Raw genomic sequence first — 25,116 nt, 5'->3', positions numbered from 1 at the left:
CTTTCTCCAACTGAAAGGACTGACTTATGAACTTGACCGGAATTCTGCCGGATCTGACGCCGTTGCTGATACAAGCCCTGGCGCTGGTCCTGTCATCGCTGATTGGCGCTGCAGCTCTGACTGTGCGGAAGCACTTTGGCGTCCAGATTGGCAAGGCGCTGCAGGATGATCTGCACCGCGCCCTGATGAGCGGTATCAAGGCTGCACTGGAAGATGGCAGGGAGGCTGCCACGGACGTTCTGATTGATGAGGCGATCAAACACGCCCTCGAATCCGTGCCTGATGCCTTCAGGGCGCTCAACCCCTCGGTGCCCGTCCTGCAGCGCCTGGCGCGCGGTAAGATTGCCGAGGCCGTGCGGCATGCCCGGGAGTAGAGCTTGCGTACAGGCAGAAAGAGAGGGGCCCCGGCGACCGCCGGGGCCTTCTTTTTTTAGGGCATTTGTTGGATCAGCTGCCGCGATAGTGTGTATTCAGTTCATAAGCACGGCCGGGGTGTGCGCCCGCATCGCCTTGGCCATGTGGTCCATGGTGGAAATGAGGCTGCCGCAGCTATCGACTGGGCTTCGAGCAGCGCAGGCGCGCTGCGTCAAAATGATACGGTTAAGAGCCGGTGTCGCAGCATGAAGGTGCCCATCATCGCCGTAACGTCTGTATTCGATCATTCCGGCGTCCGGGGCAAGTGACCGAAACCAAGGCGAAACGCGGTGCAATTGGTCCATAGTAAAGCCCGGTAATGATCGATCGCTGACCCGGGAAGCCATATCATCAAAAGTTCAAACACTTTGTGTTCAGCCTGACCCGTAACGGCACACTCCTAGAGATTGTGCGTCACCGTCGGTAAGATGATCGCAACAAGCCGTAGTCCATGACGGCAGTTTGTTGCCGTCTTGTGCATCCCTTTTGTTTGCCTTGTTTCTCCAAAAGACACATTCTTTATAAGCCTTTTTACGCTTCGGAGCAGCACAAGAGGAAGCGCAGGCGCAGACCAACTCTGCTGCGGCAACGGTCAAGTGATCGCAGCAATTTGCTACATAAAAATCGTTGTTTTCCGGGCCTAGAAGACACTGCTTATAAAACTCTGCACGCTCTTCGTCTGTGTGTTCCTGTGAGTAAACCGGAAGGCTGGGCGCAGACAGAACCAACGACACCAAAAGCGCTACGTGAATTTTCATCACTATTCCTCCTGTTGTAATCGAAATACTGAGTAGACGCCCAAGTATACCACAAAAACTCGGCGGTTTCTGCACGACTATCGCCAGTGCTGACAGACACCCTCAGCGATCAGTACCGAACCCACATCGCGACCGTCCGACGTCCTGCAAGTTCCGACGTGACGGTCGTAGGACTTCCGGCCGCTTAGGCTGCAGTGCATATTTCCAGCCCGTGACAATTCACTCATCGTCGGAGATAAAGAAGCCTATGCAAACGCAGTGCGGTCTGAAACGGCAGCAAACAGAAGACAATCGGGGATAGGTAGGAATGGCTGTGACCTGCCCCCCGCTGGTCCCTCGTTCATGAGGAGAGTCTGCGGGTTTGGTTTTGGTAATCGTCGGTCTCGGGCTTGGCAAGCGCGGCAGGCGCGGAGCCCTCAAATAGCTCAAGCGCCTGCCGCGCTTGCATTGGCGTTCTGTTCCCCAGCGAAGAATGCGGCCTGACGTTGTTGTAATCGTAGCGCCACAGCGCCAGCTTGCGGCGGGCATCGTCCAGGGTATCGAACAGCTCTTCATTGAGAAGCTCGTCCCGCAGGCTGCCGTTGAATGACTCGATAAAGGCATTCTGCTGCGGTTTTCCGGGGTCGATGTAATGCCAATCCACCCCGTTCCTGTCGGCCCATTTCAGGATTGCCTGGCTGGTGAATTCCGTCCCGTTGTCGCTGACAATGCAAGCGGGTTTTCCGTAGATCCGGACGAGCGCGTCCAGCTCCCGGGCAACGCGCTCTCCTGAAATGCTGGTGTCTGCCGCCAGGCACAGGTTTTCCCGGCAGCAGTCGTCATTCACGGCCAGGATGCGAAACTTCCGCGCCGCGCCGAAGCTGTCTGCCAGGAAATCCAGGGACCAGCGCTGGTTGGGCTGTGTGGCTTCGGGCATCGGCGTTCTCGAGCCCCGGGCGCGTTTGCGGCCCCGCCGCCGTTTCACTGCAAGACCCTCCTCCCGGTAGAGGCGGTAAAGCTTTTTGTGGTTCATGATCATGCCTTTTCGCTCAAGCAGCACGCCGATCCGCCGGTAGCCGAACCGGCGGCGTTTGCCAGCGATCTCCTTCATCTCCTGGCGGATCTCAGGATGGTCCGGCGGGCGTTCGCGCCGGACCGTCTTGGGGTCGACACCGACAAGCCGGCAGGCCCTGCGCTGCGAGATGTCATGATCCCGCATTGCATTGAGCGCTGCCTCTCGCCGCTCTTTCGGTGTCGTCAGCTTTTTCCCAGCAGGTCTTTCAAAACCACGTTGTCGAGCATCGTGTCTGCCAGCAGCCGCTTCAGCTTGGCATTCTCATCTTCCAGCGCTTTCAGCCGCGCCGCCTCCGATACCTCCATGCCGCCATACTTGGACTTCAGCTTGTAAAAGGTCGCCGGGCTCAGCCCATGCCGGCGGCACACCTCCGCCGTCGGCATCCCGGCTTCCTGCTCTTTGATCATCCCGATGATTTGCGCCTCGGTGTAACGGCTCTTACGCATTCGTCTGCTCCTACATAGGTTGGGCAGACTCTACATCATGGTGAGGGATTTCGCGGGGGGCAGGTCACCAGGTCGGTGCGGTAGAGCATTGATGTTACACTAACAGCGAGTGGCTATTTTCCAGTCTCGACAGCAAGGGTGCAGAAATTACCCCGGCCGTCGCCGGGGCCAATATCCTTTCAACCGCTTTACATCCTACTCGCGAGCATGCCGCACGGCCTCGGCGATCTTGCCACGCGCCAGGCGCTGCAGGACGGGCGCCGAGGGGCTAAGCGCCCTGAAGGCATCAGGCACGATTGAGTTCCTTGTCGTACGTATGGGCTAAAGTCTCAGCTAGCAGGCCATAGCGCTGCCTCAATCGGCGGTATCGTGCTTGCCGTAGTGGTCATCATCGCACTATGTGGGCGGCCGTTTGATCTGACCTCTCAAATCTCCCGAGCCAGCCGAACACAGCGGCAACCTTACTTTTTGAACTACACCCTTCAAAAGTAAGATCAAAGGTAAGATTGCGGACGGTGTTACTTTTAGTGTGATCCGCTGCAATCCGAAGGTAATGCGGGTCGAGGGCACGTAATCAATCAATCAGTAATCATTTCACTCCCTATTAGGGTTCAAGTCCCTTCACCCGCACCATTTTTCAGCGAAGTCAATCATGCGGGCGCAAGGCCCGGCTGCGGCGGCTGGCCGGCTTGCCCAGACGGCGGGATAGGTTTTCCTCTTTCGCCGCGCCTGTGCTATACTTCGCCCCGGCAGGACGCTGACAGCGGCCGGTCAAATGTTCATCAGTGCATTGTTGATAAGGGGGATGGCCGTGAAACGTCTTCTGAAAACAACCACCGCGGCGGGGGCTGCACTATGCGTCCTGGCGCAGCCGGGCCTGGCTGAGCTGAAATACGAAAACAAGTCCGGCGGCTATGTCGAAATCTATGGCCAGCTCAACCCCGCCATCATCTCTGTCGACGATGGCGAACAGACCGAAACCAACCTGCTCGACAATGACCTGTCCCGCTCCCGGATCGGCCTGCGGCTGATGCAGCCGTTCGGGGCCAACACCTTCGGCTTCCGGTTCGAGGCCGGTCTGGGCTTCCCGAACTCGACCGAGGTGAACCAGCTCGGCTCCGACTACAGCGGCTGGACCCGGGCGGACCTGCGCCACGTGGACTTCTGGCTGGAAGGTGGCTGGGGTAAGCTGTCGGCCGGGCAGGGCAGCATGTTGGCGGACGGCGCGGCTGAGACGGATCTGTCTTATGTCGGCACCGCGCTCTACTCCTTCAAGGTCGACTCCAATGCTGGGTTCCTGATCCGCGACACAGTGGGGGCGCTCAGCGGGCCGGTCCTGGCGGATGCGTTTGACAATCTCGACGGGTCCAGACGCGGCCGCATCCGTTACGACACGCCGGATTTCAATGGCTTTTCCGCAGGCCTGGCCTGGGGGCAGAACGTCCTCTCTTCATCCGATGAAGCCGACTACTATGATATCGGCGTGTTCTACGGGCAGGAGTTCGGTCCCACCAATTTCGCCGCATCCCTGGCTTATCAGGTGCGCGAAGACGACGGCGATGAGCGGTCCGACGTGATCGGCTCTGCCTCGGTGCTGCTGGACAACGGGATCAGCTTCACCGTTGCGGGCGGCACCCGCGACAATGACGCGGCGGGCGCCAGTGACCCCAGCTATTACTACGCCAAGATCGGCTATGAAAACGAATGGCTGCCCTGGGGCAAGACCGGTCTTGGGGTGCATTACTATGAAGGCGAGGACTTCAATGTGAACGGCTCCAGCTCCAAGGGCTGGGGTGTCGGTGCGGTTCAGAAGGTTGAGAATTTCAATACCGACATATACCTGACTTACCAGGAGTATGATTATGAGGATGCCGCGGCGTCTTACCAGGATGTCTCGACCTGGGTTCTGGGCGCGCGCTGGAAGTTCTGACCTGCAGAGCAAGCTTCGAAACGGAAAAAACGCTCCGGGAACCCGGGGCGTTTTGCAATGGGGGCTGCCCTGAACCCCTGCGGCGGCGGGACCGGCTGGCTGCCGGCTCAGAGTTGCGCAGAAAGCATAGCCGCTTTGCGCCAGGCGGGGCGCCAACGTAACCGTCTTCACATCTCCCGGTTCATGCCAGCGCTACGGTGCAGGTGATTTTTTGCCACGAGCAGATTTTCACACATGCCGCAGCGGTCATCTGACCCGGAATTCATGCCACGCGCGCAGAGGCTCCCTCGGCTGCTGCGCTGGCCTGTGCCGGACAGCGGCCGTAAGCGGCGGAACAGGAGACAGAATATGAAAACCAAGATTGCAGCCCGCGCCGGCGCAGCCTCCCTCGCAGCTGCACTTGCCGCACCGGCATTTGCAGGTCCCACCTATACCAATGACACCGGCGGCAGCTTCCGCTGGTACGGCCAGTTCAACCCCGTCTACCAGTCCTTTGACGACGGCGGGCAGGACTTCAACCGGCTGACCGACAACGCGGCCTCCAACTCGCGCATCGGCTTCTGGCTGGAGCAGGCCTATGGCGAAAACACCCTGCGGTTCAACTTCGAGACCGCCTTCGGCCTCCGCTCGTCGGACGGGGTCAGCCAGCTTTCGACCGGCGACAACATCAGCTGGGACCGCACCAATATCCGCCACGTCGACTTCCAGTTCGACACAGCGCGCTATGGCCGGTTCTCGGCCGGTCAGGGCTCGATGGCAACCGACGGCATCACCGGCGCGGACTTCTCCGGCACCGGCCTCGGCGCCTCGAACGCGGTGGCTGACTCCGCAGGCGGCTATGCCTTCCGCACCGGCGCCGGCGCACTCAGCTCCGTGGAAATCGGCGATGTCTTCACTGACTTCGACGGCAGCCGCCTGGGCCGCGTCCGCTATGACTCGCCGGAGCTGGCGGGGTTCACCTTCTCGACCTCCTGGGGCACCGATGTCCTGAAGGATGCCAACGACCGCGAAAGCTATGACGTGGCGGTGCGGTGGGCCAATGACGACGCCGCGGGCTTTGCCATCGACACCGGCATCGGCGCCTCCTGGACCGAGGAAACCGGCAAGGCCGACGCCCGCGACATCTCCGGCTCCTTTGCGGTTCTGCACAAGGCCACCGGCCTGTCGCTGAACCTCGCCGCGGGCGAGCGCGACATCGCGGGCACCTATGCCTATGCCAAGCTGGGCTATTCGGCGGACCTGATCGCGGCCGGGTCGACCTCCTTCTCGGTCGACTATTATGACGGCTCCGACATGGTCACTGCCGGCGACAGCGCCGAGTCCTGGGGCGTGGCCGCGGTTCAGAAGATCGACGCCTATAATGTCGAAACCTACCTGGCCTACCGCGACTATTCCTATGCCGACACCGGCCCCGCAACCTACCAGGACGCAAACGTCATCCTGGCCGGCGCCCGCTGGAAGTTCTGAACCGCACCTTCCCCGGTTTCAGAACGGCAGACACGCCCCCATTGCGGGGCGTGTTTTTCGTTACGGCACCCCGGAAATGCGCGGGATTGATCAGGAAAGGGGCAATCCCCCTTGCGCCGCCGCGCCGGGGGAAATAGAAGACCGCAAATTGTCTGGGGGCACCTCGCACAGGGGCCCCGAATCTCTATGGGGAATAGGATGCAGGTCACCGAGACGCTGAACGAAGGTCTGAAACGCGGCTACGCCATCACCGTCACCGCCGCCGAGCTGGACGAGAAGGTCAACGAAAAGCTGGTCGAAGCTCAGCCGGAAATCGAAATGAAGGGTTTCCGCAAGGGCAAGGTGCCGATGGCGCTGCTGAAAAAGCAGTTCGGCCAGCGCCTGATGGGCGAAGCGATGCAGGAATCCATCGACGGCGCCATGAACAAGCATTTCGAGGACAGCGGCGACCGTCCGGCGCTGCAGCCCGAAGTCAAGATGACCAACGAAGACTGGAAAGAAGGCGACGACGTCAACGTCGAGATGTCCTACGAGGCACTGCCGGAAATCCCCGAGGTCGACTTCTCCGGCGTTGAGCTGGAAAAGCTGGTTGTGAAGGCTGAAGACGAAGCCGTCAGCGAAGCGCTGGCCAACCTGGCCGAAACCGCCAAGGAATTCGAAGCCCGCGAAGAGGGCGCAGCAGCCGAAGACGGCGACCAGGTCGTGATCGACTTCGTCGGCAAGATCGACGGCGAAGCCTTCGAGGGCGGCGCAGGCGACGACTACCCGCTGGTGCTGGGCTCCAACTCCTTCATCCCCGGCTTCGAAGAGCAGCTGGTCGGCACCAAAGCCGGTGAAGAAAAAGATGTGACCGTGTCCTTCCCCGAGGAATACGGCGCAGAGCACCTGGCTGGCAAAGAGGCCGTGTTCACCTGCACCGTGAAAGAGGTGAAGGCTCCGAAAGCGGCTGAGATCAACGACGAGCTGGCCAAGAAATTCGGCTCTGACGACCTGGACGCGCTCAAGGGCCAGATCGCTGAGCGCCTGGAAGCCGAATACGCCGGTGCCGCCCGCGCGGTGCTGAAGCGCGCGCTGCTGGACAAGCTGGATGCGCTGGTCTCCTTCGACCTGCCGCCGTCGCTGGTCGACGCCGAAGCCAAGCAGATCGCGCATCAGCTGTGGCACGAGGACAACCCAGAAGTGCACGATCACAACCACGGTGAGATCGAGCCGACCGAAGAGCACGTCAAGCTGGCAGAGCGCCGCGTGCGTCTGGGCCTGCTGCTGGCCGAGCTGGGCCAGAAAGCCGAGGTCGAAGTGACCGACGCCGAGATGACCCAGGCGATCATGAGCCAGGCCCGCCAGTACCCGGGCCAGGAGCGTCAGTTCTTCGAATTCATCCAGCAGAACGCCCAGATGCAGCAGCAGCTGCGCGCGCCGATCTTCGAAGACAAGGTTGTCGACCACATCGTCGGCCAGGCCAAAGTCGAGGAGAAAGAAGTCTCCAAAGACGAGCTGGAAAAGGCGGTTGAGGCGCTGGAAGAGGAGTAATTCTCTCCTTCCTGCAAGATCACGGAAAGGCCGCCCCCGGGGCGGCCTTTTTCCTGCGCGGCCCGGTCACAGAACCGCCCGCTCCTGCAGCCACAGCAGCGACGGGTAGGCCGCCAGCCAGATCCAGAAGAACCGGTTCAGCCCGAACAGGCAGGCATTGGCAAGGTGGAACAGCGCCGCGGTGAACAGCGCCAGCACCAGCGCCTCGCGGCTGAACAGCGCCAGCGGAAACAGCACCTCGAACAGCATCACCGCCCAGCCCATCGCCCACAGCAGCCGCGGGCGGTCCGCCAGGCGGCGCAATCCTTCGCTGACCGGATAGGCCGAGAAGCGGAACACATCCTGCAGCGCCCGCCCGGACCGCCATTCGGGGTTCACGATCTTCACCTGGCCGGAGATGAAGTAGCAGATCACCAGCTGCCCGGCGAGATAGGCAAAGACGTATTCCTGCCATTGCTCCGACGGCAGCCAGCGGGCCGCGGTCAGGCAGCAGAGGATCAAGAGGCTCATCTTGTCGCTGCCGCCATTGTAGGGGCCTTGAAACCGCTGCAGCAGCAAAAGCCCCACGATCACCAGTCCCAGCAGGACCCAGGGCGTGGCGATCCCGAACAGCAGCAGCCCGGTCAGCAGCAGGCGGGGGCCGTGCAGGATCTGCTCATCCCGGAAGCCTGCCATATGCTCGGCGCTTTGCTGCAGAAAGGCGAGCGCCAGCAGCACCTCGGTTGCGCGCAGGGCCAGCTCCAGGCTCATGCGGCGGCCCGTGCGGCCCGTGCCGATTGAGCGGAGAGGGCGGCCATCAGATACGGCTCGGACTGATAGGTGACGGCTTTGATCAGTTGGCCGTCCTCCGCCCGGTCCAGAAAAACCAGGCGGAACTGCAGGTACGGCTGCAGCGCGCCGGGAGGCTGCCCGCGCCGCAGATCGGCCGCGATCCGGCGCAGGATTTCCTGGCGGCTGTGTTCGGTCGGCGCCAGCGTCAGCCGCTCGGCGCAACTGACCAGAAACAGGCTTTCGTTCCAGCGCGCATTCCACAGCATCCGCCCGGCCACGGCCTGCGGGCTGAGCCGCTGCGGGCGCGGCCGGAATTCCTGCCAGGGCGCGAGCGCAGCGGACGGACTGGCCAGCAGGCGCCATTCCACCCGAGGCGACGGGTCCACCGACTTGAAGAAGCGCCAGGACGGCATCAGCGCAGGCAGCAGCAGTTTGAACAGGGTCAGCATGGCGCCAGTAAAGCGGGCGCCGGTTAGAATTTTGCTAAAGCCCCGCCAGATGCGCAGCGCGGCACTCCCGCCCGTCCTTGGCGCTTTCCTGCGGAAAGCCCGGCGTCCCGTTGGGCCGGGCAGCGCCCCCTTGGGGCGCTGCGGATGCGGATCCGGCGGGTGTCAGCCTCCAGGCCGCAGGCCGGTTTCCACCAGCATGCCGCGGCGCTTGGCCTCGTAATAATAACCGCGCGAGTAATGCTTTACCGCCATGTCCTGGCTGCCGTCAGCCAGAAGCCAGGCGCCGCGCAGGTACTTTACGGAAAATTGCAGGTTGGTGTCGGCATCCAGCAGTTCCTGAGGCTCGCCTTTGAAGCCCATCGACCGCGCTGTCGCGGGAAGGATCTGCAGCAGCCCGTAGTAGGGGCGGTTCACCGCCTTGGGCCTGTGGGTGCTTTCGCGGACCGCCAGCCTGTGCACAAGGCTGCGCGGCACCTCGTAGTGATCTGCCCAATAGTTGATCTTCTGGCGCAGATCCGGGGTTTCATTGGGGTAGAGCGGCGGGGCGGCTCTGGACACCTCCGGCGGGGAGGCGGTGCTGGCGCAGGCAGACAGCACTGCAGCCGCAAAAAACAAGATCAAAGGGGTCCGGCGCGTCATGCGGCCTCCGAAAGCGGTTTCTCACGCCGGGCAGATTACCCGCCTCGGCGCGCGCTGCAATCCTGCCCGTGCCACCGGGGCCGCCAGCGGCGGGGAACCGCCAAACCGGCAGGGGGATTCCGCCTGAGCGGGGCTGTTCTGAGAGGGGCAGGCGGGTTCTTCAAAGTTTAAACATTAGACATTTGTTAAATATGCCCACCCACTACATATTGGGGATGCGCATTGAGGCAACACGACCCTCAGGCAGATCGCCCCTCACGCCTGTGGGGCATCTGACCAAATCGGGCAGACGGGGCCGCGGCTGTTTCCCAATTTTCCGCGGTCCCAACAACCCCCTGGCCGGGCGCCGGCCAGACTGTCTTTCAGAGCTGGAATTCGGGGCACGTCCGGGGCGCAGCACGGCGCGCGGACGGCTGCGCCGGGCGCCTCCGGCAGCGGGGCTTTCGGCGGAGTCTGGCCAGGCATAAAATTGACGTTGCACAGCCTGTCCCGCGGGCGCTGCCCGCCGTTTCAGCCCGCCATATCAGCCCGCCATATCAGCCAGCCGTGTCAGCCAGCCGTGCGGCCTGGCTTGTCCGGCGTCCCGAACAGGCTGCGGTCCGGTGCAATCAGGCCCTTGGGCACGATATCGGCAATCGCTTCGGTTCTGAAGTCCGGCCGGTCGAACCGGTGGCCGCGCAACAGCCGAAACAGCAGCCGCCGGCGCAGCGCCAGTTCCTCACGCTCCAGTTCGTTATCCAAGGCAAACCCCTCCCTTCTGCTCCCGCTGCCATGCTGGCAAGGAACGGCAAACGGAAGGTTTATGGCGGACGCGCATGTTCTTAAAACTTAGGCCGGCTTTTAGCGTTGGCCGCCGCAAACTGAAAAAGGCCGCCCAAAAGGCGGCCTTTCCCATGTCTCAGCTGACCCGAAGGGATCAGTTGGTTTCCTCGTCGCCAGCGGCTTCGATTGCCGGGCCTTCGTCGTCGTCGGAGGCTGCGGAGCCGATATCGTCGAACAGCTCGGAGATCTCGAATTCAGCAGCGGCTTCCTCTTCGGCGGCCAGCTCCTGGATCGATTTGCCCGATGCCTGCAGTTCGGCTTCTTCTGCCGAACGCGCAACGTTCAGTTTGATGGTGGCTTCGACTTCCGGGTGCAGCTTGACGGAGACCGAGTGCAGGCCGAGGTCCTTGATCGGAGCGATCAGGGCGACCTGTTTCTTGTCGACCGAGAAACCGGCTTCGGTTGCAGCTTCAGCCGCGTCGCGCGGGGTGACGGAGCCGTACAGCGCGCCCGCGTCCGATGCGGAGCGAATCACAATGAACTGCTGGCCGTCCAGCTTCGCAGCCAGAGCCTCGGCTTCTTTCTTGGTCTCCAGGTTGCGCGCTTCCAGCTGCGCTTTCTGGGCTTCGAAAGAAGCGATGTTGGCCTCGGAGGCGGTTTTTGCCTTGCCCTGCGGCAGCAGGAAGTTCCGGGCGAAGCCGGGCTTCACGTCAACGACGTCGCCCATCTGGCCCAGTTTTGCAACGCGCTCAAGAAGGATAACTTGCATCTGCTTATCTCCTTACTTCACGGCGTAGGGCAGCAGGGCGAGGAAGCGGGCGCGCTTGATAGCACGGGCCAGCTCACGCTGCTTCTTGGCCGAAACGGCGGTGATGCGCGAAGGAACGATCTTGCCGCGCTCAGAGATGTAGCGCTGCAGCAGACGGGTGTCCTTGTAGTCGATCTTCGGCGCGTTGTCGCCCGAGAACGGGCAAACCTTGCGGCGGCGGAAAAACGGTTTGGCTGCCATGATTTAGCGTCCTTTTCTCAAGCGTTGATCAGCGGCGCTCACGGCGTTCGCCGCGTTCGTCGCGCTTCTGCATCTGGACCGAAGGGCCCTCGGCGTGCTCGTCGACCTTGATGGTCAGGACGCGCATCACGTCATCATGCAGACGCATCAGGCGCTCCATTTCCTGCACGGCAGACGCGGGCGCGTCGGTGCGCAGGAAGGCATAGTGGCCCTTGCGGTTCTTGTTGATCTTGTAGGCCATGGTCTTGACGCCCCAGTACTCCTGGTCGACCAGCTTGCCGCCGTTGTCGGACAGAACAGCACCGAAGTGTTCGATGAGGCCTTCTGCTTGCGAGTTGGACAGGTCCTGACGCGCAATCATGACATGCTCATAGAGTGGCATGCGAACTCCTGTTTGTGTCTAGGCGCATTTCATAGACCGGGCATCACATGCTTCCACTGCCTGGTCACGAGAGGCTGCGCGGATCGAAAGTGTCGCGGAAGCAGGGCCTCCTATACAGGCTGAGGCGCAAAGAGCAAGGCAAAAACCGGCGCGGTCCAGGGGCCGCAGCGGGCCGCCGCTGCAAAACCGCAGGCACGCCCCATTGCTGCCCCAATGCCGGGCCGGAATGTTTAACGAAATCTTAACGCAAACGGCGCGCCTGAACGCAAGAGCGGTTCCGCGCGGGCAGGGCAGCTTTGGAAAGGGCAGTCAGATGGCAGTAACAGATCATACCCCGGCGATGGCCTCCGGCGCCGCGGCGTTTGGTGCTGCGGCCAGGGCGATGCCGCTCAGCCTGCGGCTGGAGGTAAACTGGAACCTGCGGCTGATCCTGCTGCGGCTGCTGGGGGCGGCGATGATCCTTGGCTCCACTGGGCTGTGGCTGGTGCCCGGGGCCGGCGCCGATCCGGAGATGAACCTGATCCGGATGGGGGTGTCGGTGGCCTTCCTGCTGGCCGGGCTGGTGCTGATGACCGCGCAGGGGCCCGGCCGCCGGTCCGAGGCCTGTTTCGATCCGGTCCGCCGCGAGCTGCGCCTGCTGCAGCGGGACGGGCAGGGCCGCCCGGCCACGGTGCTGCGCCGCAGCTACGAAAGCCTCGGCGCGGTCCGGCTGACCGCCGCATCGGTGCAGTTGTACGAGGCCGGCGGCACCCTGCTGATCGAGCTGCCGCTCCAGTCTTCCGCGATGCGCAGCCAGCTGCGCGACCAGTTCAGCGGCGCGGTGCGGATCCTGACCTGAGCGCCCATCACTTTTGCGCGAGACAGGCCCGGCTGCACAACAGCCGGGTTTTGTGTTCGCCCGCTCACAGATACTGTTGGTTTTTGCCGGCTTCCTTTTCGGGAGCCATTCGCCGCATCTGTTGCACAAGATTAATTCAGACGGAGCCTTTCCCATGAAGAAGACCCTGCTTGCCGCCGCCCTGGCCGCTGCCGCTGCAACCGGCGTTGCCGCCGCCCCCGAGAAATACGTTCTGGATCCCGGCCACAGCCAGATCCTGTTCGACTACAACCACCTGGGTTATTCGACCACCTACGGGCTGTTCGCCGGTTTTGAGGGCGAGATCATGTTCGATCAGGAAGACCCGGCCAACTCCTCCGTCTCCGTTTCCATGCCGCTCAGCAGCATGTTCACCGGCTGGCAGGCGCGCTTCGATCACTTCATGACCAAGGATTTCTTCGACGCCACCGAAGATGAAACCATCAGCTTCACCTCCACCGGCATCGAAGTGACCGGCGAGGAAACCGCCAAGATCACCGGCGATCTGACCCTGAACGGCGTGACCAAATCCGTGGTGCTGGATGCCAAGCTGAACCAGAAAGGCGAGCATCCGATGGCCAAGAAGCCTTGGGCCGGCTTCGACGCCACCACCCAGGTCCTGCGCTCCGACTACAACCTCGGCCAGTTCGCCCCCTTCGTGAGCGACGAGGTCAACATCAAGATCTCGGTCGAGGCGATGAAGGCCGACAGCTGACCCGGCAAAGGTCTCCGCGAAATTGCAGCCGCCGGCTCCCTTGGGGCCGGCGGTTTTCCTTTGGCCGCCTGCTCCCGCCTCCCCAAACCGTGACCTAAGTTCACTGGCGTTTCCGCCTCCGAAGGCGCACACTTATGCTGGCCCCTCCGGCCACTTCGGAAAGGAGGCACCCATGTCCCGCTTAGGCTTTCTCGCTTCAGCCGGTGCGGCATTGGCCCTCGCAGCCAGCCTGGCGTTTACCGCGCCCGCCGCCGCCCATGATTCAGGCCGCGACGCGGCCCGCGCCCTTGCCGGGCTGATTGCCCTCGGCGTCATTGTCCACAGCCTGGATAAAGACCGGGACCGCCACCGCGGCCGCGCCTATTACCACCAGCCGAAAAAACATTACGGCTACTACGGCCCACGGCGCCACTACGCCGGACGCGACCGGCACCATTACCGCCGCCACGGCGGCCACCGGCACCACAGCCGCCATGGCGGCTACTACTGGCACAGGCACTGAAGCCGCGGCCAGGCGCCAGGACGAGCGCCGCCGCACAAGGCATGATCCTGCAGGCAGAAAAAGCCCCGGCACGCTTGCCGGGGCTTTCAAGGATTAGAAGGGCTGGCGGAAGCCGCCCCCCCGACGCCGGTTATTCCGCCCGCTTGGCTTCCAGCTCCACCGCCACATCAACGGCAAACCCCAGCGAGCTTTCGTCCGGCAGGCTTTTGCCGATGCCGAAATCCAGCCGGTTCAGGGTCAGCCCGCCGGTCATCTTCGCGCTGTCCCCCTCCAGCGCCAGATCGAATGGCAGGGTGACCGGCACTGTCTGATCCTTGATCGTCAGCGTTCCCGTTGCCTGATAGCCCTCCGCCAGCTTCTCGATCTCCGCCTTGAACAGGGCCGCGGGGAAAGCGGCGCTGTCGAAATAATCCGCGCCCATGGCCTGCTGTGTTACCGTGCCCAGCTGCAGCGACGGGATGGCGACAGTCACCTCCACATCCCCGGCCGGACCCGGCGCCGCCGGCTCCTCGAAGTTGATCACGGCGGACCATTCGCCAAAGCTGCCGGCGACCGCGCCGCCCATCTGGGTCACGGTAATCCCCAGGGTGCCCGATTGCACAACCCAGCCGCTTTCCGCCCCGGCGTCCGGGTCCGCGGCCACGACGGGGGCGGCGGTGCCGGTTTCAACCGCCTGCTTGCCGCCAAAAAGGCCCAGCGCCGCGCCGCCGCCCAGCACGCCGCCCCAGACCAGCAGCGCCGCCAGCAGCGGCAGCAGGCTGTGGCTCTGGGCGGGCGGCTGCGGCAGGCTGGCGTGGCCCGGCAGCATCCGCCGCAGGGTGGCGTCGCGGTCGATCACATGATGCTTCAGCGCGCCGGCAATATGCAGGCCCAGCGCGCCCGCCAGGGTCCAGACCAGCACCCAGTGCACACCGCCAAAGACCCCCGCCACCGCGTCGGACTTCGGCACAAACGGCAGGCTCTGCCCGAACGGCCACCAGATCGGCGCAAAGCCGGTGGTGGCGGCGTGATGGATCCAGCCGCTCAGCGGCACCGCCACCAGCGAGCCGTAGAGCAGCCAATGCACCATCTCCGCCGCCAGCGCCTCCGCCTTGCGGTCCGGGTGCAGCAGGCCGGGTTTCGGCTGGCTCAGCGCCCAGAGGATGCGCAGAAGCGCGGTAAAGAACACCGCCACGCCGATGGTCTTGTGCAGCGAGAACAACAGCGTGGCGCGCTCGATCACCGCCTGGCTGCCATCAAACCCCGGGCTTTGTATCTGATGCGCCAGCTCATTGGCGAAATACCCCAGCGGAAAGGCGGAGAAGATCAGCAGCGCGGTCAGCCAGTGAAAGGTCTTGGCAACGCTGCCATAGCTTTGGAAGGTGTTTTGGCCGGGCATGGCGCTTCGGGTCCTTTTCAAGTCGCGGTCTGCCCTCAAGGTAGCAACACCGCCGCCCCGCGCAACATCCGCGCCCCCTACATCCGTGCACAGGCGCGGTGCGCAGGCTGCAGCTTTGCTTGTGCGTTGCGTCAAGGGCCGTTACATCAGGCCAAACGCTAAAACAGACGAGGTCTTCAATGACGATCGCATTCGTGTTCCCCGGCCAGGGCGCCCAGACCATCGGTATGGGCAAGGCGCTTGCCGATGCCTATCCGGCAGCCAAGGCCATCTTTGACGAGGTCGATGAGGCGCTGGGGGAAAGCCTGAGCCAACTGATCTGGGCGGGCGATATCGAAACCCTGACCCTGACCCAGAACGCCCAGCCGGCGCTGATGGCCACCTCGATGGCTGCCATGCGGGCGCTGGAGGCCGAAGGCGTGACGATTGACAAAGCCGCCTTTGTGGCCGGGCATTCTCTGGGCGAATACTCGGCGCTGGCGGCCGCCGGTGCGGTCTCGGTGACCGACACCGCCCGCCTGCTGCGCACCCGCGGCCAGGCCATGCAAAGCGCCGTGCCGGTGGGCGAGGGCGCGATGGCCGCGATCCTGGGCCTCGACCTTGACGCCGTGCGCGCTGTGGCCGAGGAAGCTGCGCAGGGCGAGGTCTGCCAGGCCGCCAACGACAACGACCCCACCCAAGTGGTGGTCTCCGGTGCCAAAGCCGCAGTCGAGCGTGCGGCGGAAATTGCCAAGGAGAAGGGCGCCAAGCGCGCGGTGATGCTGCCGGTGTCCGCCCCCTTCCACTGCGCCCTGATGCAGCCTGCTGCCGATGCCATGGCCGAGGCGCTGGCGGGTGTCGAAATCAAATCCCCCGCGGTGCCGCTGATTGCCAACGTGCGCGCCGACGCCGTCACCAGCCCGGACGAAATCCGTGCACTGCTGGTGGAGCAGGTGACCGGCTCCGTGCGCTGGCGCGAAAGCGTGCAGGCGATGGCCGCCAAGGGCGTCACCGAATTCTGGGAGATCGGCGCGGGCAAGGCGCTGTCGGGCATGATCCGCAAAATCGACCGCAATCTGTCCTGCCGCCAGGTCGGCACCCCCGAGGACGCCAAGGCCGCGGCTGAAGCATAAAGAGATTTTCCGGCGCCCGCCCCGCGCGGCCCGGATCCGAAAGTGAAGGAAACGACATGTTTGATCTGACTGGCAAGAATGCCCTCGTCACCGGCGCCTCCGGCGGCATCGGCGGCGACATCGCCCGCGCGCTGCACGCGGCAGGCGCCACTGTGGCGCTGTCGGGCACCCGCGAGGAGCCGCTCAAGGCGCTGGCCGAGGAGCTGGGCGAGCGCGTCCATGTGCTGCCCTGCAACCTCTCCGACGCCGAAGCAGTCGAGGCGCTGCCGAAGCAGGCGGCCGAGGCGATGGGCTCCGTCGACATCCTGGTCAACAACGCTGGCATCACCCGCGACAACCTGTTCATGCGGATGAAGGACGAGGAATGGGACTCCGTCCTGAACGTGAACCTCACCTCCACCATGCGGCTGTGCCGCGGCGTGCTGCGCGGCATGATGAAGGCGCGCTGGGGCCGTATCATCAACATCTCCTCGGTGGTGGGCGCCACCGGCAACCCGGGCCAGGGCAACTATGCCGCCTCCAAGGCCGGCATGGTCGGCATGTCCAAATCGCTGGCTTATGAGGTCGCCAACCGCGGCATCACCGTCAACGCGGTGGCGCCGGGCTTCATCGCCACCGCGATGACCGACAAGCTCAACGACAGCCAGAAGGATGCGATTCTGAGCCAGATCCCGGCCGGCCGCATGGGGGAATCGAAGGAAATCGCCTCCGCGGTTCTGTATCTGGCCAGCCAGGAAGCCGGCTATGTCACCGGCACAACGCTGCATGTGAATGGCGGCATGGCGATGATCTGAGCGGGTGCAGTGCCGGGCCCTGCAGCCGGACTGCAGGGCTTTTTCCCGCCTGTTTTGCCCCGCGTCCGGCCGCGGCGGCCCGGCACCCCGGCCCGCCGCCGCCGTCAAGCGGTTGAAAAGAGGCGGAATTGCAAAAAACTCCGCAAACCGGCTTGCAACCACTTGATTGCGGGGCCATCTGCACGGCTTGATACCCGCAGGGTGCGGGCCGCAGCACAGTTTGTTACCAAGCGAAACCGTTTGCCTTGGCCGCGGTCTATGCTATAGGCGGCCCATATCCGCAGGTATTTCCTAAGGGAAACGCCGCACTGTCCCCGTCCCGCGGGGATCACACCGCCCGCTCCGGGCAATAACCACGCCGCCCGCACGGGCAAGGGCAGAACCGGGCAGAGTGCCCTGAAATACGAGGAAGAGACATGAGCGACGTCGCAGATCGCGTTAAAAAGATCGTTGTTGAGCACCTGGGTGTTGAAGAGGACAAGGTCACCGAAAACGCCTCCTTCATCGACGATCTGGGCGCAGACAGCCTGGACACCGTGGAACTGGTGATGGCGTTTGAAGAAGAGTTCGGCATCGAGATCCCGGACGACGCAGCCGAAACCATCCAAACCTTCGGCGACGCGGTCAAGTTCATCTCCGAAGCGTCCTGATAGACGCGTCCGGATGACCGGATTAAAAACGGCGCTCTCCCCTGCGGAGGGCGCCGTTTTCTTTTGCCCGCCTGGGACCGCGGCGGCGGCGGCCGAATCTGCGCCTGCGGCGATCCGGCCTGGTGCTTGTTTGCGCTACCAGCCGGCCCGGCGCGGGTGCCGCAATTGTTCCACAATGGGTCAGGATACGGCGTATCGCAGGGGGCGATCCGTGCTAATATTTCCGCGACAGGCAGAGCACAGAGGAGACTGGCACTATGATGATATACCCCACGATGGAGATTCAGAACGGCCGCTGCGTGAGCCTCGAAAAAGGCCGCCTCGACGAGCCGCAGATCTGGCACGTGGATCCGGTGGAAACCGCCAAGGGGTTTGCCGCCGCAGGCGCGGAATGGATGCATCTGACCGATTTCAGTGCCATTGAGGGCGACTACAGCAACGAGGCGCTGATCCTTGATATCATCCGCGGCGCCGGCGTTCCTGTCCAGCTGGGCGGCGGCATGCGCTCGCGCGAGCAGGTGGAGAGCTGGATCGACAAGGGCGCCGGGCGCATCGTGATCGGCACCCTTGCGGCGCGCGACCCGCATCTGGTGCGCGAACTGGCGGAACACCACCCGGACCAGATCGTGCTGGCGGTCGATATCTGGCAGGGCCAGGTGATGACCGACGGCTGGCGCAAATCCGGCGCCTTCACCCCAGAGGCCTATCTGGAGGCCTTTGCGGGCGCACCGTTTGCCGGCATCATCATCACCGACATCGATTCCGACGTCGCTGATACCGAGGCGCAGATGGGGCTGATATCGCATCTGGCGTCCACCGTGAAACTGCCGGTGATCGCCAACGGCGTGGTGCGCAATTCCGATGATGTCTCGCGGCTGAAGTACATTCCCAACATCGCCGGCGCCATGGTGGGCCGGGCGCTGTTCCGCAAGACGCTGTCGGTTGAGGAAGCGCTGGCCGTTGCCCGGCCCGAACCGGAACCTGTGGCGGAATTCCAGTAACGCCATTTGCAGCCGGCCTGCGGTCTGCAAAAGCAGGCTGCAGGCCGCGCCCGGCCGGGCGGCGTCAGGCCGGGCTGACCGCGGCTTGCGGCTCAACGGTCTGCGCCGCATTGCGTTTGCGAAGCCTTTTCAGCTCCGCCCGGGCCAGCCGGCTGCTGAACTTTATACCGACATAGTCGTGGTCCTGCCGGATGGTCTGTGCCTCGATCGGCGGCAGGCCGGTCACACTGGCCGTCACATCCCCCTTGATCAGCGGAACAGGCTGGCCGTCCTCCAGCCCGACACGCACCTTGGCGCCCAGGCGGCTGATGTCCACAATCCGCGCCTCAAAGCGGTGATCGCCGCACTCCAGGAAGCAGGGCAGCGCGCAAGGGTGGCGGCGGGACAGCCGCAGCCGCCGCCGGGCCAGGCGCTGCGCCAGGACCCCGGCCGCCGCGCCGAGAATCAGGGTCAGCAGCGAACCGGTGATGACCGCCTCCTGCGGCAGCTGCTTCAGCTGGCCAAGCCCGCTCAGCGCGCCGCCGGCACTGTCCTCAGGGGGAGCGTAGTTGCAGGGCAGGGGCAGGATGCGCGCGCTGTAGCTTTGCAGCCGGGCGTCTGTGCCAAGGCGCTTTGCCTCCGCCTCCGCCTTGCCGGGCCCGTGCCTGCGGTGGATTTCCAGCAGGCCCTTGTGGCGGGTGATCAGATCCAGCGTGGAGCGCTCAAAGTTCTGCAGCCCGGCCCGCCGCAGCCGGATGCGCAGGTCCACCTGGGGATGGTCGCTCAGCCAGTGATGCAGTCTGCGCGCCTCGCCGGTGTCGGTGCCGGCATTCAGCATGTCGTGGAATTTGCGCATCTGGTACTGCATCAGCACAAGATCCGACAGCAGCATGCAGGTCGCGCGGGAGGAGGACGGAGCCGCGGCGGCGGCAGGGCTGCCCGCAGCAAGCGCCAGGGCGGCGGCGGCTGAAAGAACGAGAGACTTGGACACCATTCAAGGGACTCGCGTAACTGTGCAACAATCTCCCTTGGGTTTAGCTTTGACGTCTTAACGCCCGGCAAGCGGACGCAGCAATTTTCCGTTAAAACTGCGCAGCGGCTGCCAGGCCAGGCGGGGCAGGTGCCGCCAGCGCAGCGCGCGGGCCGCCCTGGTGCTGCAAGGCGGCCTGGCGGTTCACATTGGTCTCAAGGGGGCGTGTGCAGCCGGGCTGGGCGCTCCGGGCGCAGGCCGCAGCGCCGGCATAGGGCTGCGGCCGTTAAATCCCCAGGCCGGGCGGCATCCGCGCCGCCCGCGGGGGGCCGTCTTCATCCTCCATCGGGAAGGCTTCCAGCAGGCGGTGCAGCTGCAGGAAGTTGAAGTCCCGGGCGAACTGCACCCCGAAATAATCCGCCGTCTGCCACCGCACGCTGGCGTCCAGGGTGTAGCCGCCGAACGTGAGGGTGACCCGCGCCGGGATTTCACAGGGGGCGTCGGGGCGCACCTTGGCACCGGCCCGGCTGAGGTCGACCAGATGGGCCGGCACTGTGCGGCCGCCGGCCTGCAGCACGCAGGGCACCGAGCAGGGGTAGCGCTTGGTGCGGCGGATCCTGCGGATGCCGATGCGGTCCAGGAAATACAGCACGCTGCCGCCCAGCACCAGAAAGGACACCCAAGCAATCGCGGCATTGATGATCTGCTGGCGCTGGCGCGCGTCCGCTGCATTGACCGCCACCAGCTTGCTGCCGTGCCCGTCATCCTTGACCTGGTCGCAGGGCAGGGCCTCAACCCGGGTGCCGAACTCCGCCGCCAGTTCCCTGATGCCCATGTGGCGGGCGCTTTCCAGCGCCGCGGCGCGGCCCTGGGTGTCGAGAATCTGCAGCAGCACCGTCTGCCGCTTCAGCAGCTCCATCGCGCCGGGCTCGACGGATTGGATCCCCACCGCCCGCATCCGCTGCCGCAGCGGCGCCGGCGGATTTGTGCTGATCCAGCTGCGCAGATGCTGCACGCTGTAAGCGCCCTCGCCGGTGCGCAGATATGACAGAAACCCCTTGGTGGCCCGGTGCAGATCCGACAGGTCGCGGTGCACGGCACAGCCGGCACTTGCATGCCCGGGGAGCAGGCCGATCACCAGCAGGGTTGCAGCTATGGAGAGCCATTGGCGCATAGCAGGGTCGTTCCTCAAATCCTTCCAGAACAGAAGAATGCCGCAAAGAAGCGAATGTGCGGTTAACGCCGCGGCCGCCCCGGGCGAAAACCTGTGCGGCGTCATATGCCAGGGCGCGCACCGCCGCGCGGCACAGCAGCCAGGCGCAAACAGGCAGAGAAATAAGGGAGATCGCGTTTCAGCCGCATCGCCATGGCCCGCCCGTTTTGGAACAGGCGGCGGCAAGCGCCGGAAAAAAATGCGGGCTGGAGACAAAATGGCCCAGAGCTCCAGCCCGCTTTGGCAATCCTTGAGGACGGATGCCGAGTTTCTCGATTTGATAAACTCAACCTACGCCAGAGTCGTTAACCAAAAGTTCCCGCATTGTGAAATTATTGTAACAGCCCGTTTTTTGTCTCGTCCCGGCTGCTGCCAGCCCGCTCTTGCACCTGCCGGTCATTCCAAGCTATTTGAACGGACGGATTGCCGAGGCAAAGGAGAGCAAGGAATGCGTCGAGTAGTTGTCACCGGACTGGGCCTGGTTACCCCTCTGGCCAGCGGAGTCGAGGAAAGCTGGACCCGGTTGCTGGACGGCCAGTCGGGCGCGGGCCCCATCACCCAGTTTGACGCAGAGGCAAGCGGCGTGACCACGACCTATGCCTGTGAGGTTCCGCGCGGCGACGGCAGCGGCGGCACCTTCAACCCGGACGACTGGGTTGCCAAGAAAGACCAGAAGAAGATTGATGACTTCATCCTCTATGGCATCGCTGCCGCCGACATGGCCGTGCGCGACGCCGGCTGGACGCCCGAGGATGAGGAAAGCCGCCTGCGCACCGGCGTGATGATCGGCTCCGGCATCGGCGGGCTGTCGTCGATTGCCGACACCGCCGTGATGATCAAGGAGAAAGGCCCCCGCCGGGTGTCGCCGTTCTTTATCCCCGGCGCGCTGATCAACCTGATCTCCGGCCAGGTGTCGATCCGTTTCGGCTTCAAGGGCCCGAACCACTCCGTCGTGACCGCCTGTTCGACCGGCGCCCACGCCATTGGCGACGCGGCCCGGCTGATCAGATCCGGCGACGCCGACGTGATGGTCGCGGGCGGCGCCGAAGCGGCGATCTGCGAGATCGGCATCGCGGGCTTCAACGCCTGCAAGGCGCTGTCGACCAAATACGCCGACGACCCCAAGAAAGCCTCGCGCCCCTATGACAGCGACCGCGACGGCTTTGTGATGGGCGAGGGCGCCGGCATCGTGGTGCTGGAAGACTACGAGCACGCCAAGGCCCGCGGCGCCAAGATCTATGCCGAGGTGCTGGGTTACGGCCTGTCGGGCGACGCCTATCACATCACCGCCCCCTCCGAGGATGGCGAGGGCGGCGAACGCTCGATGCGTGCGGCGCTGAAGAACGCGGGCCTGGAGCCGTCGGCCATCGACTATATCAACGCCCACGGCACCTCGACCATGGCCGACACCATCGAACTGGGCGCGGTGGAGCGGCTGCTGGGCAACCACGCCGCCAATGTCACCATGTCCTCGACCAAATCCGCCACCGGCCACCTCTTGGGCGCGGCCGGCGCGATCGAGGCGATCTTCTCGATCCTGGCAATCCGCGACCAAGTCGCCCCGCCGACCATCAACCTCGACAACCCCGCCGTGGAAACCCCGGTCGACCTGGCCCCCAACGCCAAGCGCGAGCGCGAGATCAAGGTGGCGCTGTCGAACTCCTTCGGCTTTGGCGGCACCAACGCCTCGGTGATCTTCGGGAAACCTGACTGATGTGGCGCAGCCTCGCCTCTAACATGCTGACGGTCCTGATCGCCGCCCTGTTCCTCTTGGGCGGCCTCATCCTGTGGGGCAAGTCGCAGTACACGGCTGAAGGCCCGCTGGACACCGCCATCTGCCTGCGGGTGGATCGCGGCTCCAACATGGCCCGCGTCAGCCGCGACCTGGAAGCACAGGGCGCAGTCACCTCCGGCACCATCTTCCGCCTCGGCGCCAAATACAGCGAAAAAACCGGCCAGCTGAAGGCCGGCAGCTTCCTGGTGGAGCCGGGGTCGTCGATGGAACGCATCGTCGACGAGATCACCCATTCCGGCGCCTCCACCTGCGGCACCGAGATCGTCTACCGCGTCGGCGTGACCCGCACCCAGACCCTGGTGCGCGAACTGGACCCGGCGACGAATAAGTTCGAGGACATCGCCGATTTCATCCTCGGCGTCGATGAGGTGCCGGCGGAATACACCGAGACCCGCCAGGATGCCGACACCCGCTACCGCATCGCGCTGGCCGAGGGCGTGACCAGCTGGCAGGTGGTCGAGGCGCTGAAGGCGATGGACGTGCTGGACGGCGACCCGGGCGAACGCCCCGCCGAAGGCCTGCTGGCGCCTGACAGCTACGAGGTCACCCCGGGCACCGAACGCGCCGCGGTTCTGGCCGAGATGCGGGAGCGCCAGCAGCTGCGCATCAACGCCGCCTGGGAAAGCCGCGCGGACGACGCGGCCGTCAAGACGCCCGAGGAGATGCTGATCCTCGCCTCGATCATCGAAAAGGAAACTGGCGTCGCCTCCGAGCGCGGCGTGGTTGCCTCGGTCTTCACCAACCGCCTGAACCGCGGCATGCGCCTGCAGACCGACCCGACAGTGATCTATGGCGTCACCAAGGGCGAAGGCATCCTGGGCCGCGGCCTGCGCCAGAGCGAGCTGCGCAAGGCCACCCCCTGGAACACCTATGTGATCGAGGGCCTGCCGCCGACACCCATCGCCAACCCGGGGCTTGCCAGCCTGGAGGCGGCGGTGAACCCGGAGACCACGGATTACGTGTTCTTCGTCGCGGACGGCACCGGCGGCCACGCGTTTGCCAAGACGCTGGACGAGCACAACGCCAACGTCGCCAAATGGCGCGAGATCGAAGCCCAGCAGCAGCAGAACAACTGAGGCTGCGGGGCAGGGAAAGAGGAAAGGGCGCCGCAGGGCGCCCTTTTTTGTGTCTGCCCGGCCGCAGGAATTTCACTTGCTTTGCAGCCGCCCGCGTTCGATAGGGAAATATGTTCAAAAACCGGGCCATAGTCTTTGTTCTGATCACCTTGATGATAGATGCGATCGGGATTGGCATTGTGTTCCCTATCATGCCGGACCTGATGGCGCGCGTTGGCGCCGGAGATACCGGGCAGGGGGCATTCTGGGGCGGGCTGCTGATGGCAGTCTACGCGGGGGCGACGTTCCTTTGCGGTCCCATCGTCGGCAGCATCTCTGATGCCGCGGGACGCAGGCCCGTGCTGATCGCTGCGCTGCTGGTGCTGGCTGTGGATTACGTGATCATGGCGCTGGCCGGAAGTTTCTGGCTGCTGCTTCTGGGGCGGAGCCTCGCCGGCCTGGCGGGGGCGACCTATATCACCGCAACAGCCTATATCGCCGACATTTCCGCCCCGAAGGAGCGGGCTGCGAATTTCGGCCTGATCGGTGCCGCATTCGGCATCGGCTTTGTGCTGGGGCCCGCCATCGGCGGCATTGCAGCGGAAATCAGCGTGACCGCACCCTTCTGGATCGCAGCAGTCCTCTCGGCTGCCAACGCGCTGTTCGGCGTTTTCGTACTGCCCGAAAGCCTGCCGCCGGAGAAACGCCGTCCCTTCGGCAAACGCGACCTCAACCCCTTCAAGTCGGTCTATGACGCCTTCCGCACGCCAGGGCTGGCGGTTCCCATGATCTGCATCTTCGTGTTTGAATTCGCCAATATGGTATATCCGACCCTCTGGGCCTTTTGGACCCGCGAGGTTTTTGATTGGCCCACGCTCTATATCGGGTTGTCGCTGGCGGCCTATGGCGTGATGCTGGCCGGAGTGCAGGGCGGGCTGATGCCGGTCTTCATCAGATGGATGGGCGATTTCAGAACCCTGATGCTGGGGATGACCGCGGCCCTGATCGCCATGACCGGGTTCGGCTTCACCGGCACGATCATCGCCTTGACCGTCTTTCTGGTGCTCGCGGCCCTGTCCGATCTGGTGCCGGCCCTGCTGACCGCGATGGCGTCCAACCAGGCGGACGGGGACCGGCAGGGTATCCTGCAAGGCGTCATCGCCTCCTTGACCTCGCTGGCGGCCATCCTGTCGCCGCTGGTCATGACTGGGCTGTTTCGGGCCTCAGTCGACGAGCGAGGCGTTTATTTGCCGGGATTGCCCTTCCTGTTTTCAGCGGCACTGGTCGCCATGATGCTGCCCTTGGTGTTCCGCCTGCGCGACCATGCCTCGGTCTAGGCAGGCTGAGCAATCACTAGCTGCCCTGTCCCGGCGGGGATGTGCTGCCGCGCCCCCGTTGCGTCCCCGCCGTACGCCCCCCCCCCCCATAACTATTGACTTTTCCAGCAATATCGCGTATAGGTTGTAAGGCAGCTGGAAGAAACAT

The 25,116-nt window shown here is 64.1% G+C and carries 26 protein-coding genes; 14 read left to right on the top strand and 12 right to left on the bottom strand.

Annotated elements, in window-relative coordinates:
* Window positions 1-32 precede the first annotated feature (32 nt).
* The gene (locus R2C4_RS09610; protein ID WP_141890460.1) at window positions 33-374 is read left to right on the top strand and encodes a hypothetical protein; all 342 of its coding nucleotides are present in this window, start codon (window positions 33-35) and stop codon (window positions 372-374) included.
* 414 nt (window positions 375-788) lie between these two features.
* On the opposite strand, the gene R2C4_RS09605 is transcribed toward R2C4_RS09610, so the two are convergent.
* Window positions 789-1,172, bottom strand: coding sequence for a hypothetical protein (locus R2C4_RS09605; RefSeq protein WP_141890459.1), 384 nt, complete (start codon window positions 1,170-1,172; stop codon window positions 789-791).
* 340 nt (window positions 1,173-1,512) lie between these two features.
* Window positions 1,513-2,672 (bottom strand): IS3 family transposase gene (locus R2C4_RS09600; protein WP_141889521.1). Its coding sequence is split into 2 segments (ribosomal slippage): window positions 1,513-2,414 and window positions 2,414-2,672, totalling 1,161 coding nucleotides; the frame shifts between segments, so codons are not numbered across the junction.
* Between the two features lie 805 nt (window positions 2,673-3,477).
* On the opposite strand from R2C4_RS09600, the gene R2C4_RS09595 reads away from it, so the two are divergent.
* The 3 genes from R2C4_RS09595 to tig all read left to right on the top strand — a co-directional run bounded on the left by R2C4_RS09595 (window position 3,478) and on the right by tig (window position 7,599).
* Window positions 3,478-4,602: a porin gene (locus R2C4_RS09595; RefSeq protein ID WP_141890458.1), complete on the top strand. Its 1,125-nt coding sequence runs from the start codon at window positions 3,478-3,480 to the stop codon at window positions 4,600-4,602.
* Window positions 4,603-4,950: 348 nt separating this feature from the next.
* Complete coding sequence (locus tag R2C4_RS09590; RefSeq protein WP_141890457.1) at window positions 4,951-6,069, top strand: porin; 1,119 nt, start codon at window positions 4,951-4,953, stop codon at window positions 6,067-6,069.
* 198 nt (window positions 6,070-6,267) lie between these two features.
* Window positions 6,268-7,599, top strand: coding sequence for a trigger factor (gene tig / locus R2C4_RS09585; RefSeq protein ID WP_141890456.1), 1,332 nt, complete (start codon window positions 6,268-6,270; stop codon window positions 7,597-7,599).
* 66 nt (window positions 7,600-7,665) lie between these two features.
* On the opposite strand, the gene R2C4_RS09580 is transcribed toward tig, so the two are convergent.
* From R2C4_RS09580 to rpsF, 7 genes are all read right to left on the bottom strand, one after another.
* Window positions 7,666-8,349, bottom strand: a complete 684-nt coding sequence (locus R2C4_RS09580) for an HTTM domain-containing protein (RefSeq protein WP_141890455.1) — start codon at window positions 8,347-8,349, stop codon at window positions 7,666-7,668.
* Window positions 8,346-8,819: a hypothetical protein gene (locus tag R2C4_RS09575; protein WP_141890454.1), complete on the bottom strand. Its 474-nt coding sequence runs from the start codon at window positions 8,817-8,819 to the stop codon at window positions 8,346-8,348. The genes R2C4_RS09580 and R2C4_RS09575 overlap by 4 nt, the downstream gene beginning before the upstream one ends.
* Before the next feature lie 162 nt (window positions 8,820-8,981).
* Window positions 8,982-9,458: a lytic transglycosylase domain-containing protein gene (locus R2C4_RS09570; RefSeq protein ID WP_141890453.1), complete on the bottom strand. Its 477-nt coding sequence runs from the start codon at window positions 9,456-9,458 to the stop codon at window positions 8,982-8,984.
* A gap of 549 nt (window positions 9,459-10,007) precedes the next feature.
* Entirely contained in the window at window positions 10,008-10,199 is a 192-nt protein-coding gene (locus R2C4_RS09565) for a hypothetical protein (protein ID WP_141890452.1), read from the bottom strand.
* A 175-nt stretch (window positions 10,200-10,374) separates the two neighbouring features.
* Complete coding sequence (gene rplI, locus R2C4_RS09560; RefSeq protein ID WP_058287052.1) at window positions 10,375-10,989, bottom strand: 50S ribosomal protein L9; 615 nt, start codon at window positions 10,987-10,989, stop codon at window positions 10,375-10,377.
* A 12-nt stretch (window positions 10,990-11,001) separates the two neighbouring features.
* Entirely contained in the window at window positions 11,002-11,229 is a 228-nt protein-coding gene (rpsR, locus tag R2C4_RS09555) for a 30S ribosomal protein S18 (RefSeq protein ID WP_005982441.1), read from the bottom strand.
* Window positions 11,230-11,257: 28 nt separating this feature from the next.
* Complete coding sequence (gene rpsF / locus R2C4_RS09550) at window positions 11,258-11,611, bottom strand: 30S ribosomal protein S6 (RefSeq protein WP_008554352.1); 354 nt, start codon at window positions 11,609-11,611, stop codon at window positions 11,258-11,260.
* Window positions 11,612-11,924: 313 nt separating this feature from the next.
* Here rpsF and R2C4_RS09545 point away from each other — a divergent pair, with 313 nt between their 5' ends.
* The 3 genes from R2C4_RS09545 to R2C4_RS09535 all read left to right on the top strand — a co-directional run bounded on the left by R2C4_RS09545 (window position 11,925) and on the right by R2C4_RS09535 (window position 13,684).
* Entirely contained in the window at window positions 11,925-12,449 is a 525-nt protein-coding gene (locus R2C4_RS09545; RefSeq protein ID WP_141890451.1) for a hypothetical protein, read from the top strand.
* 154 nt (window positions 12,450-12,603) lie between these two features.
* Window positions 12,604-13,182, top strand: coding sequence for a YceI family protein (locus tag R2C4_RS09540; RefSeq protein ID WP_141890450.1), 579 nt, complete (start codon window positions 12,604-12,606; stop codon window positions 13,180-13,182).
* A 172-nt stretch (window positions 13,183-13,354) separates the two neighbouring features.
* Window positions 13,355-13,684: a hypothetical protein gene (locus R2C4_RS09535; protein WP_058287049.1), complete on the top strand. Its 330-nt coding sequence runs from the start codon at window positions 13,355-13,357 to the stop codon at window positions 13,682-13,684.
* 130 nt (window positions 13,685-13,814) lie between these two features.
* Here the strand turns inward: R2C4_RS09535 and R2C4_RS09530 are convergent, their stop codons facing one another.
* Window positions 13,815-15,062 carry a cytochrome b/b6 domain-containing protein gene (locus R2C4_RS09530; protein WP_141890449.1) on the bottom strand — a complete coding sequence of 416 codons (1,248 nt, stop codon included), beginning with the start codon at window positions 15,060-15,062 and terminating at the stop codon, window positions 13,815-13,817.
* Window positions 15,063-15,241: 179 nt separating this feature from the next.
* On the opposite strand from R2C4_RS09530, the gene fabD reads away from it, so the two are divergent.
* The 4 genes from fabD (at window position 15,242) to R2C4_RS09510 (ending at window position 18,619) form a co-directional block, all read left to right on the top strand.
* Entirely contained in the window at window positions 15,242-16,174 is a 933-nt protein-coding gene (fabD, locus tag R2C4_RS09525; RefSeq protein WP_141890448.1) for an ACP S-malonyltransferase, read from the top strand.
* 56 nt (window positions 16,175-16,230) lie between these two features.
* Window positions 16,231-16,968: a 3-oxoacyl-ACP reductase FabG gene (fabG, locus tag R2C4_RS09520; protein ID WP_008555001.1), complete on the top strand. Its 738-nt coding sequence runs from the start codon at window positions 16,231-16,233 to the stop codon at window positions 16,966-16,968.
* A 416-nt stretch (window positions 16,969-17,384) separates the two neighbouring features.
* Entirely contained in the window at window positions 17,385-17,618 is a 234-nt protein-coding gene (locus tag R2C4_RS09515) for an acyl carrier protein (RefSeq protein WP_005982462.1), read from the top strand.
* Between the two features lie 257 nt (window positions 17,619-17,875).
* Window positions 17,876-18,619, top strand: a complete 744-nt coding sequence (locus R2C4_RS09510; protein ID WP_141890447.1) for a 1-(5-phosphoribosyl)-5-[(5-phosphoribosylamino)methylideneamino]imidazole-4-carboxamide isomerase — start codon at window positions 17,876-17,878, stop codon at window positions 18,617-18,619.
* Window positions 18,620-18,683: 64 nt separating this feature from the next.
* Here R2C4_RS09510 and R2C4_RS09505 read toward each other — a convergent pair whose 3' ends face one another.
* Window positions 18,684-19,592, bottom strand: a complete 909-nt coding sequence (locus tag R2C4_RS09505) for a PilZ domain-containing protein (RefSeq protein ID WP_141890446.1) — start codon at window positions 19,590-19,592, stop codon at window positions 18,684-18,686.
* A 262-nt stretch (window positions 19,593-19,854) separates the two neighbouring features.
* Window positions 19,855-20,742, bottom strand: a complete 888-nt coding sequence (locus R2C4_RS09500; RefSeq protein WP_058287044.1) for a PilZ domain-containing protein — start codon at window positions 20,740-20,742, stop codon at window positions 19,855-19,857.
* Window positions 20,743-21,229: 487 nt separating this feature from the next.
* On the opposite strand from R2C4_RS09500, the gene fabF reads away from it, so the two are divergent.
* From fabF to R2C4_RS09485, 3 genes are all read left to right on the top strand, one after another.
* Window positions 21,230-22,495: a beta-ketoacyl-ACP synthase II gene (gene fabF, locus R2C4_RS09495; protein ID WP_141890445.1), complete on the top strand. Its 1,266-nt coding sequence runs from the start codon at window positions 21,230-21,232 to the stop codon at window positions 22,493-22,495.
* Complete coding sequence (gene mltG / locus R2C4_RS09490) at window positions 22,495-23,652, top strand: endolytic transglycosylase MltG (protein ID WP_141890444.1); 1,158 nt, start codon at window positions 22,495-22,497, stop codon at window positions 23,650-23,652. Before fabF ends, mltG begins: the two co-directional genes overlap by 1 nt.
* A gap of 110 nt (window positions 23,653-23,762) precedes the next feature.
* Window positions 23,763-24,968 carry an MFS transporter gene (locus R2C4_RS09485; RefSeq protein ID WP_141890443.1) on the top strand — a complete coding sequence of 402 codons (1,206 nt, stop codon included), beginning with the start codon at window positions 23,763-23,765 and terminating at the stop codon, window positions 24,966-24,968.
* The last annotated feature ends 148 nt before the right edge of the window (window positions 24,969-25,116 follow it).

The organism is Leisingera aquaemixtae, from assembly GCF_006740765.1.
GTDB lineage: Bacteria > Pseudomonadota > Alphaproteobacteria > Rhodobacterales > Rhodobacteraceae > Leisingera > Leisingera aquaemixtae.
Note: the sequence above shows the minus strand (reverse complement) of the source record. Positions and strands in the feature narration are given on the sequence as shown.

Excerpts from the sequence above, each read along its gene's own strand:
- R2C4_RS09605 (WP_141890459.1), bottom strand. The coding sequence starts at position 1,172 with ATGAAAATTCACGTAGCGCTTTTGGTGTCGTTGGTTCTGTCTGCGCCC.
- R2C4_RS09595 (WP_141890458.1), top strand. The coding sequence starts at position 3,478 with ATGGCCGTGAAACGTCTTCTGAAAACAACCACCGCGGCGGGGGCTGCA.
- R2C4_RS09590 (WP_141890457.1), top strand. The coding sequence starts at position 4,951 with ATGAAAACCAAGATTGCAGCCCGCGCCGGCGCAGCCTCCCTCGCAGCT.
- tig (WP_141890456.1), top strand. The coding sequence starts at position 6,268 with ATGCAGGTCACCGAGACGCTGAACGAAGGTCTGAAACGCGGCTACGCC.
- R2C4_RS09580 (WP_141890455.1), bottom strand. The coding sequence starts at position 8,349 with ATGAGCCTGGAGCTGGCCCTGCGCGCAACCGAGGTGCTGCTGGCGCTC.
- R2C4_RS09575 (WP_141890454.1), bottom strand. The coding sequence starts at position 8,819 with ATGCTGACCCTGTTCAAACTGCTGCTGCCTGCGCTGATGCCGTCCTGG.
- R2C4_RS09570 (WP_141890453.1), bottom strand. The coding sequence starts at position 9,458 with ATGACGCGCCGGACCCCTTTGATCTTGTTTTTTGCGGCTGCAGTGCTG.
- rplI (WP_058287052.1), bottom strand. The coding sequence starts at position 10,989 with ATGCAAGTTATCCTTCTTGAGCGCGTTGCAAAACTGGGCCAGATGGGC.
- rpsR (WP_005982441.1), bottom strand. The coding sequence starts at position 11,229 with ATGGCAGCCAAACCGTTTTTCCGCCGCCGCAAGGTTTGCCCGTTCTCG.
- rpsF (WP_008554352.1), bottom strand. The coding sequence starts at position 11,611 with ATGCCACTCTATGAGCATGTCATGATTGCGCGTCAGGACCTGTCCAAC.
- R2C4_RS09545 (WP_141890451.1), top strand. The coding sequence starts at position 11,925 with ATGGCAGTAACAGATCATACCCCGGCGATGGCCTCCGGCGCCGCGGCG.
- R2C4_RS09540 (WP_141890450.1), top strand. The coding sequence starts at position 12,604 with ATGAAGAAGACCCTGCTTGCCGCCGCCCTGGCCGCTGCCGCTGCAACC.
- R2C4_RS09535 (WP_058287049.1), top strand. The coding sequence starts at position 13,355 with ATGTCCCGCTTAGGCTTTCTCGCTTCAGCCGGTGCGGCATTGGCCCTC.
- R2C4_RS09530 (WP_141890449.1), bottom strand. The coding sequence starts at position 15,062 with ATGCCCGGCCAAAACACCTTCCAAAGCTATGGCAGCGTTGCCAAGACC.
- fabD (WP_141890448.1), top strand. The coding sequence starts at position 15,242 with ATGACGATCGCATTCGTGTTCCCCGGCCAGGGCGCCCAGACCATCGGT.
- fabG (WP_008555001.1), top strand. The coding sequence starts at position 16,231 with ATGTTTGATCTGACTGGCAAGAATGCCCTCGTCACCGGCGCCTCCGGC.
- R2C4_RS09515 (WP_005982462.1), top strand. The coding sequence starts at position 17,385 with ATGAGCGACGTCGCAGATCGCGTTAAAAAGATCGTTGTTGAGCACCTG.
- R2C4_RS09510 (WP_141890447.1), top strand. The coding sequence starts at position 17,876 with ATGATGATATACCCCACGATGGAGATTCAGAACGGCCGCTGCGTGAGC.
- R2C4_RS09505 (WP_141890446.1), bottom strand. The coding sequence starts at position 19,592 with ATGGTGTCCAAGTCTCTCGTTCTTTCAGCCGCCGCCGCCCTGGCGCTT.
- R2C4_RS09500 (WP_058287044.1), bottom strand. The coding sequence starts at position 20,742 with ATGCGCCAATGGCTCTCCATAGCTGCAACCCTGCTGGTGATCGGCCTG.
- fabF (WP_141890445.1), top strand. The coding sequence starts at position 21,230 with ATGCGTCGAGTAGTTGTCACCGGACTGGGCCTGGTTACCCCTCTGGCC.
- mltG (WP_141890444.1), top strand. The coding sequence starts at position 22,495 with ATGTGGCGCAGCCTCGCCTCTAACATGCTGACGGTCCTGATCGCCGCC.
- R2C4_RS09485 (WP_141890443.1), top strand. The coding sequence starts at position 23,763 with ATGTTCAAAAACCGGGCCATAGTCTTTGTTCTGATCACCTTGATGATA.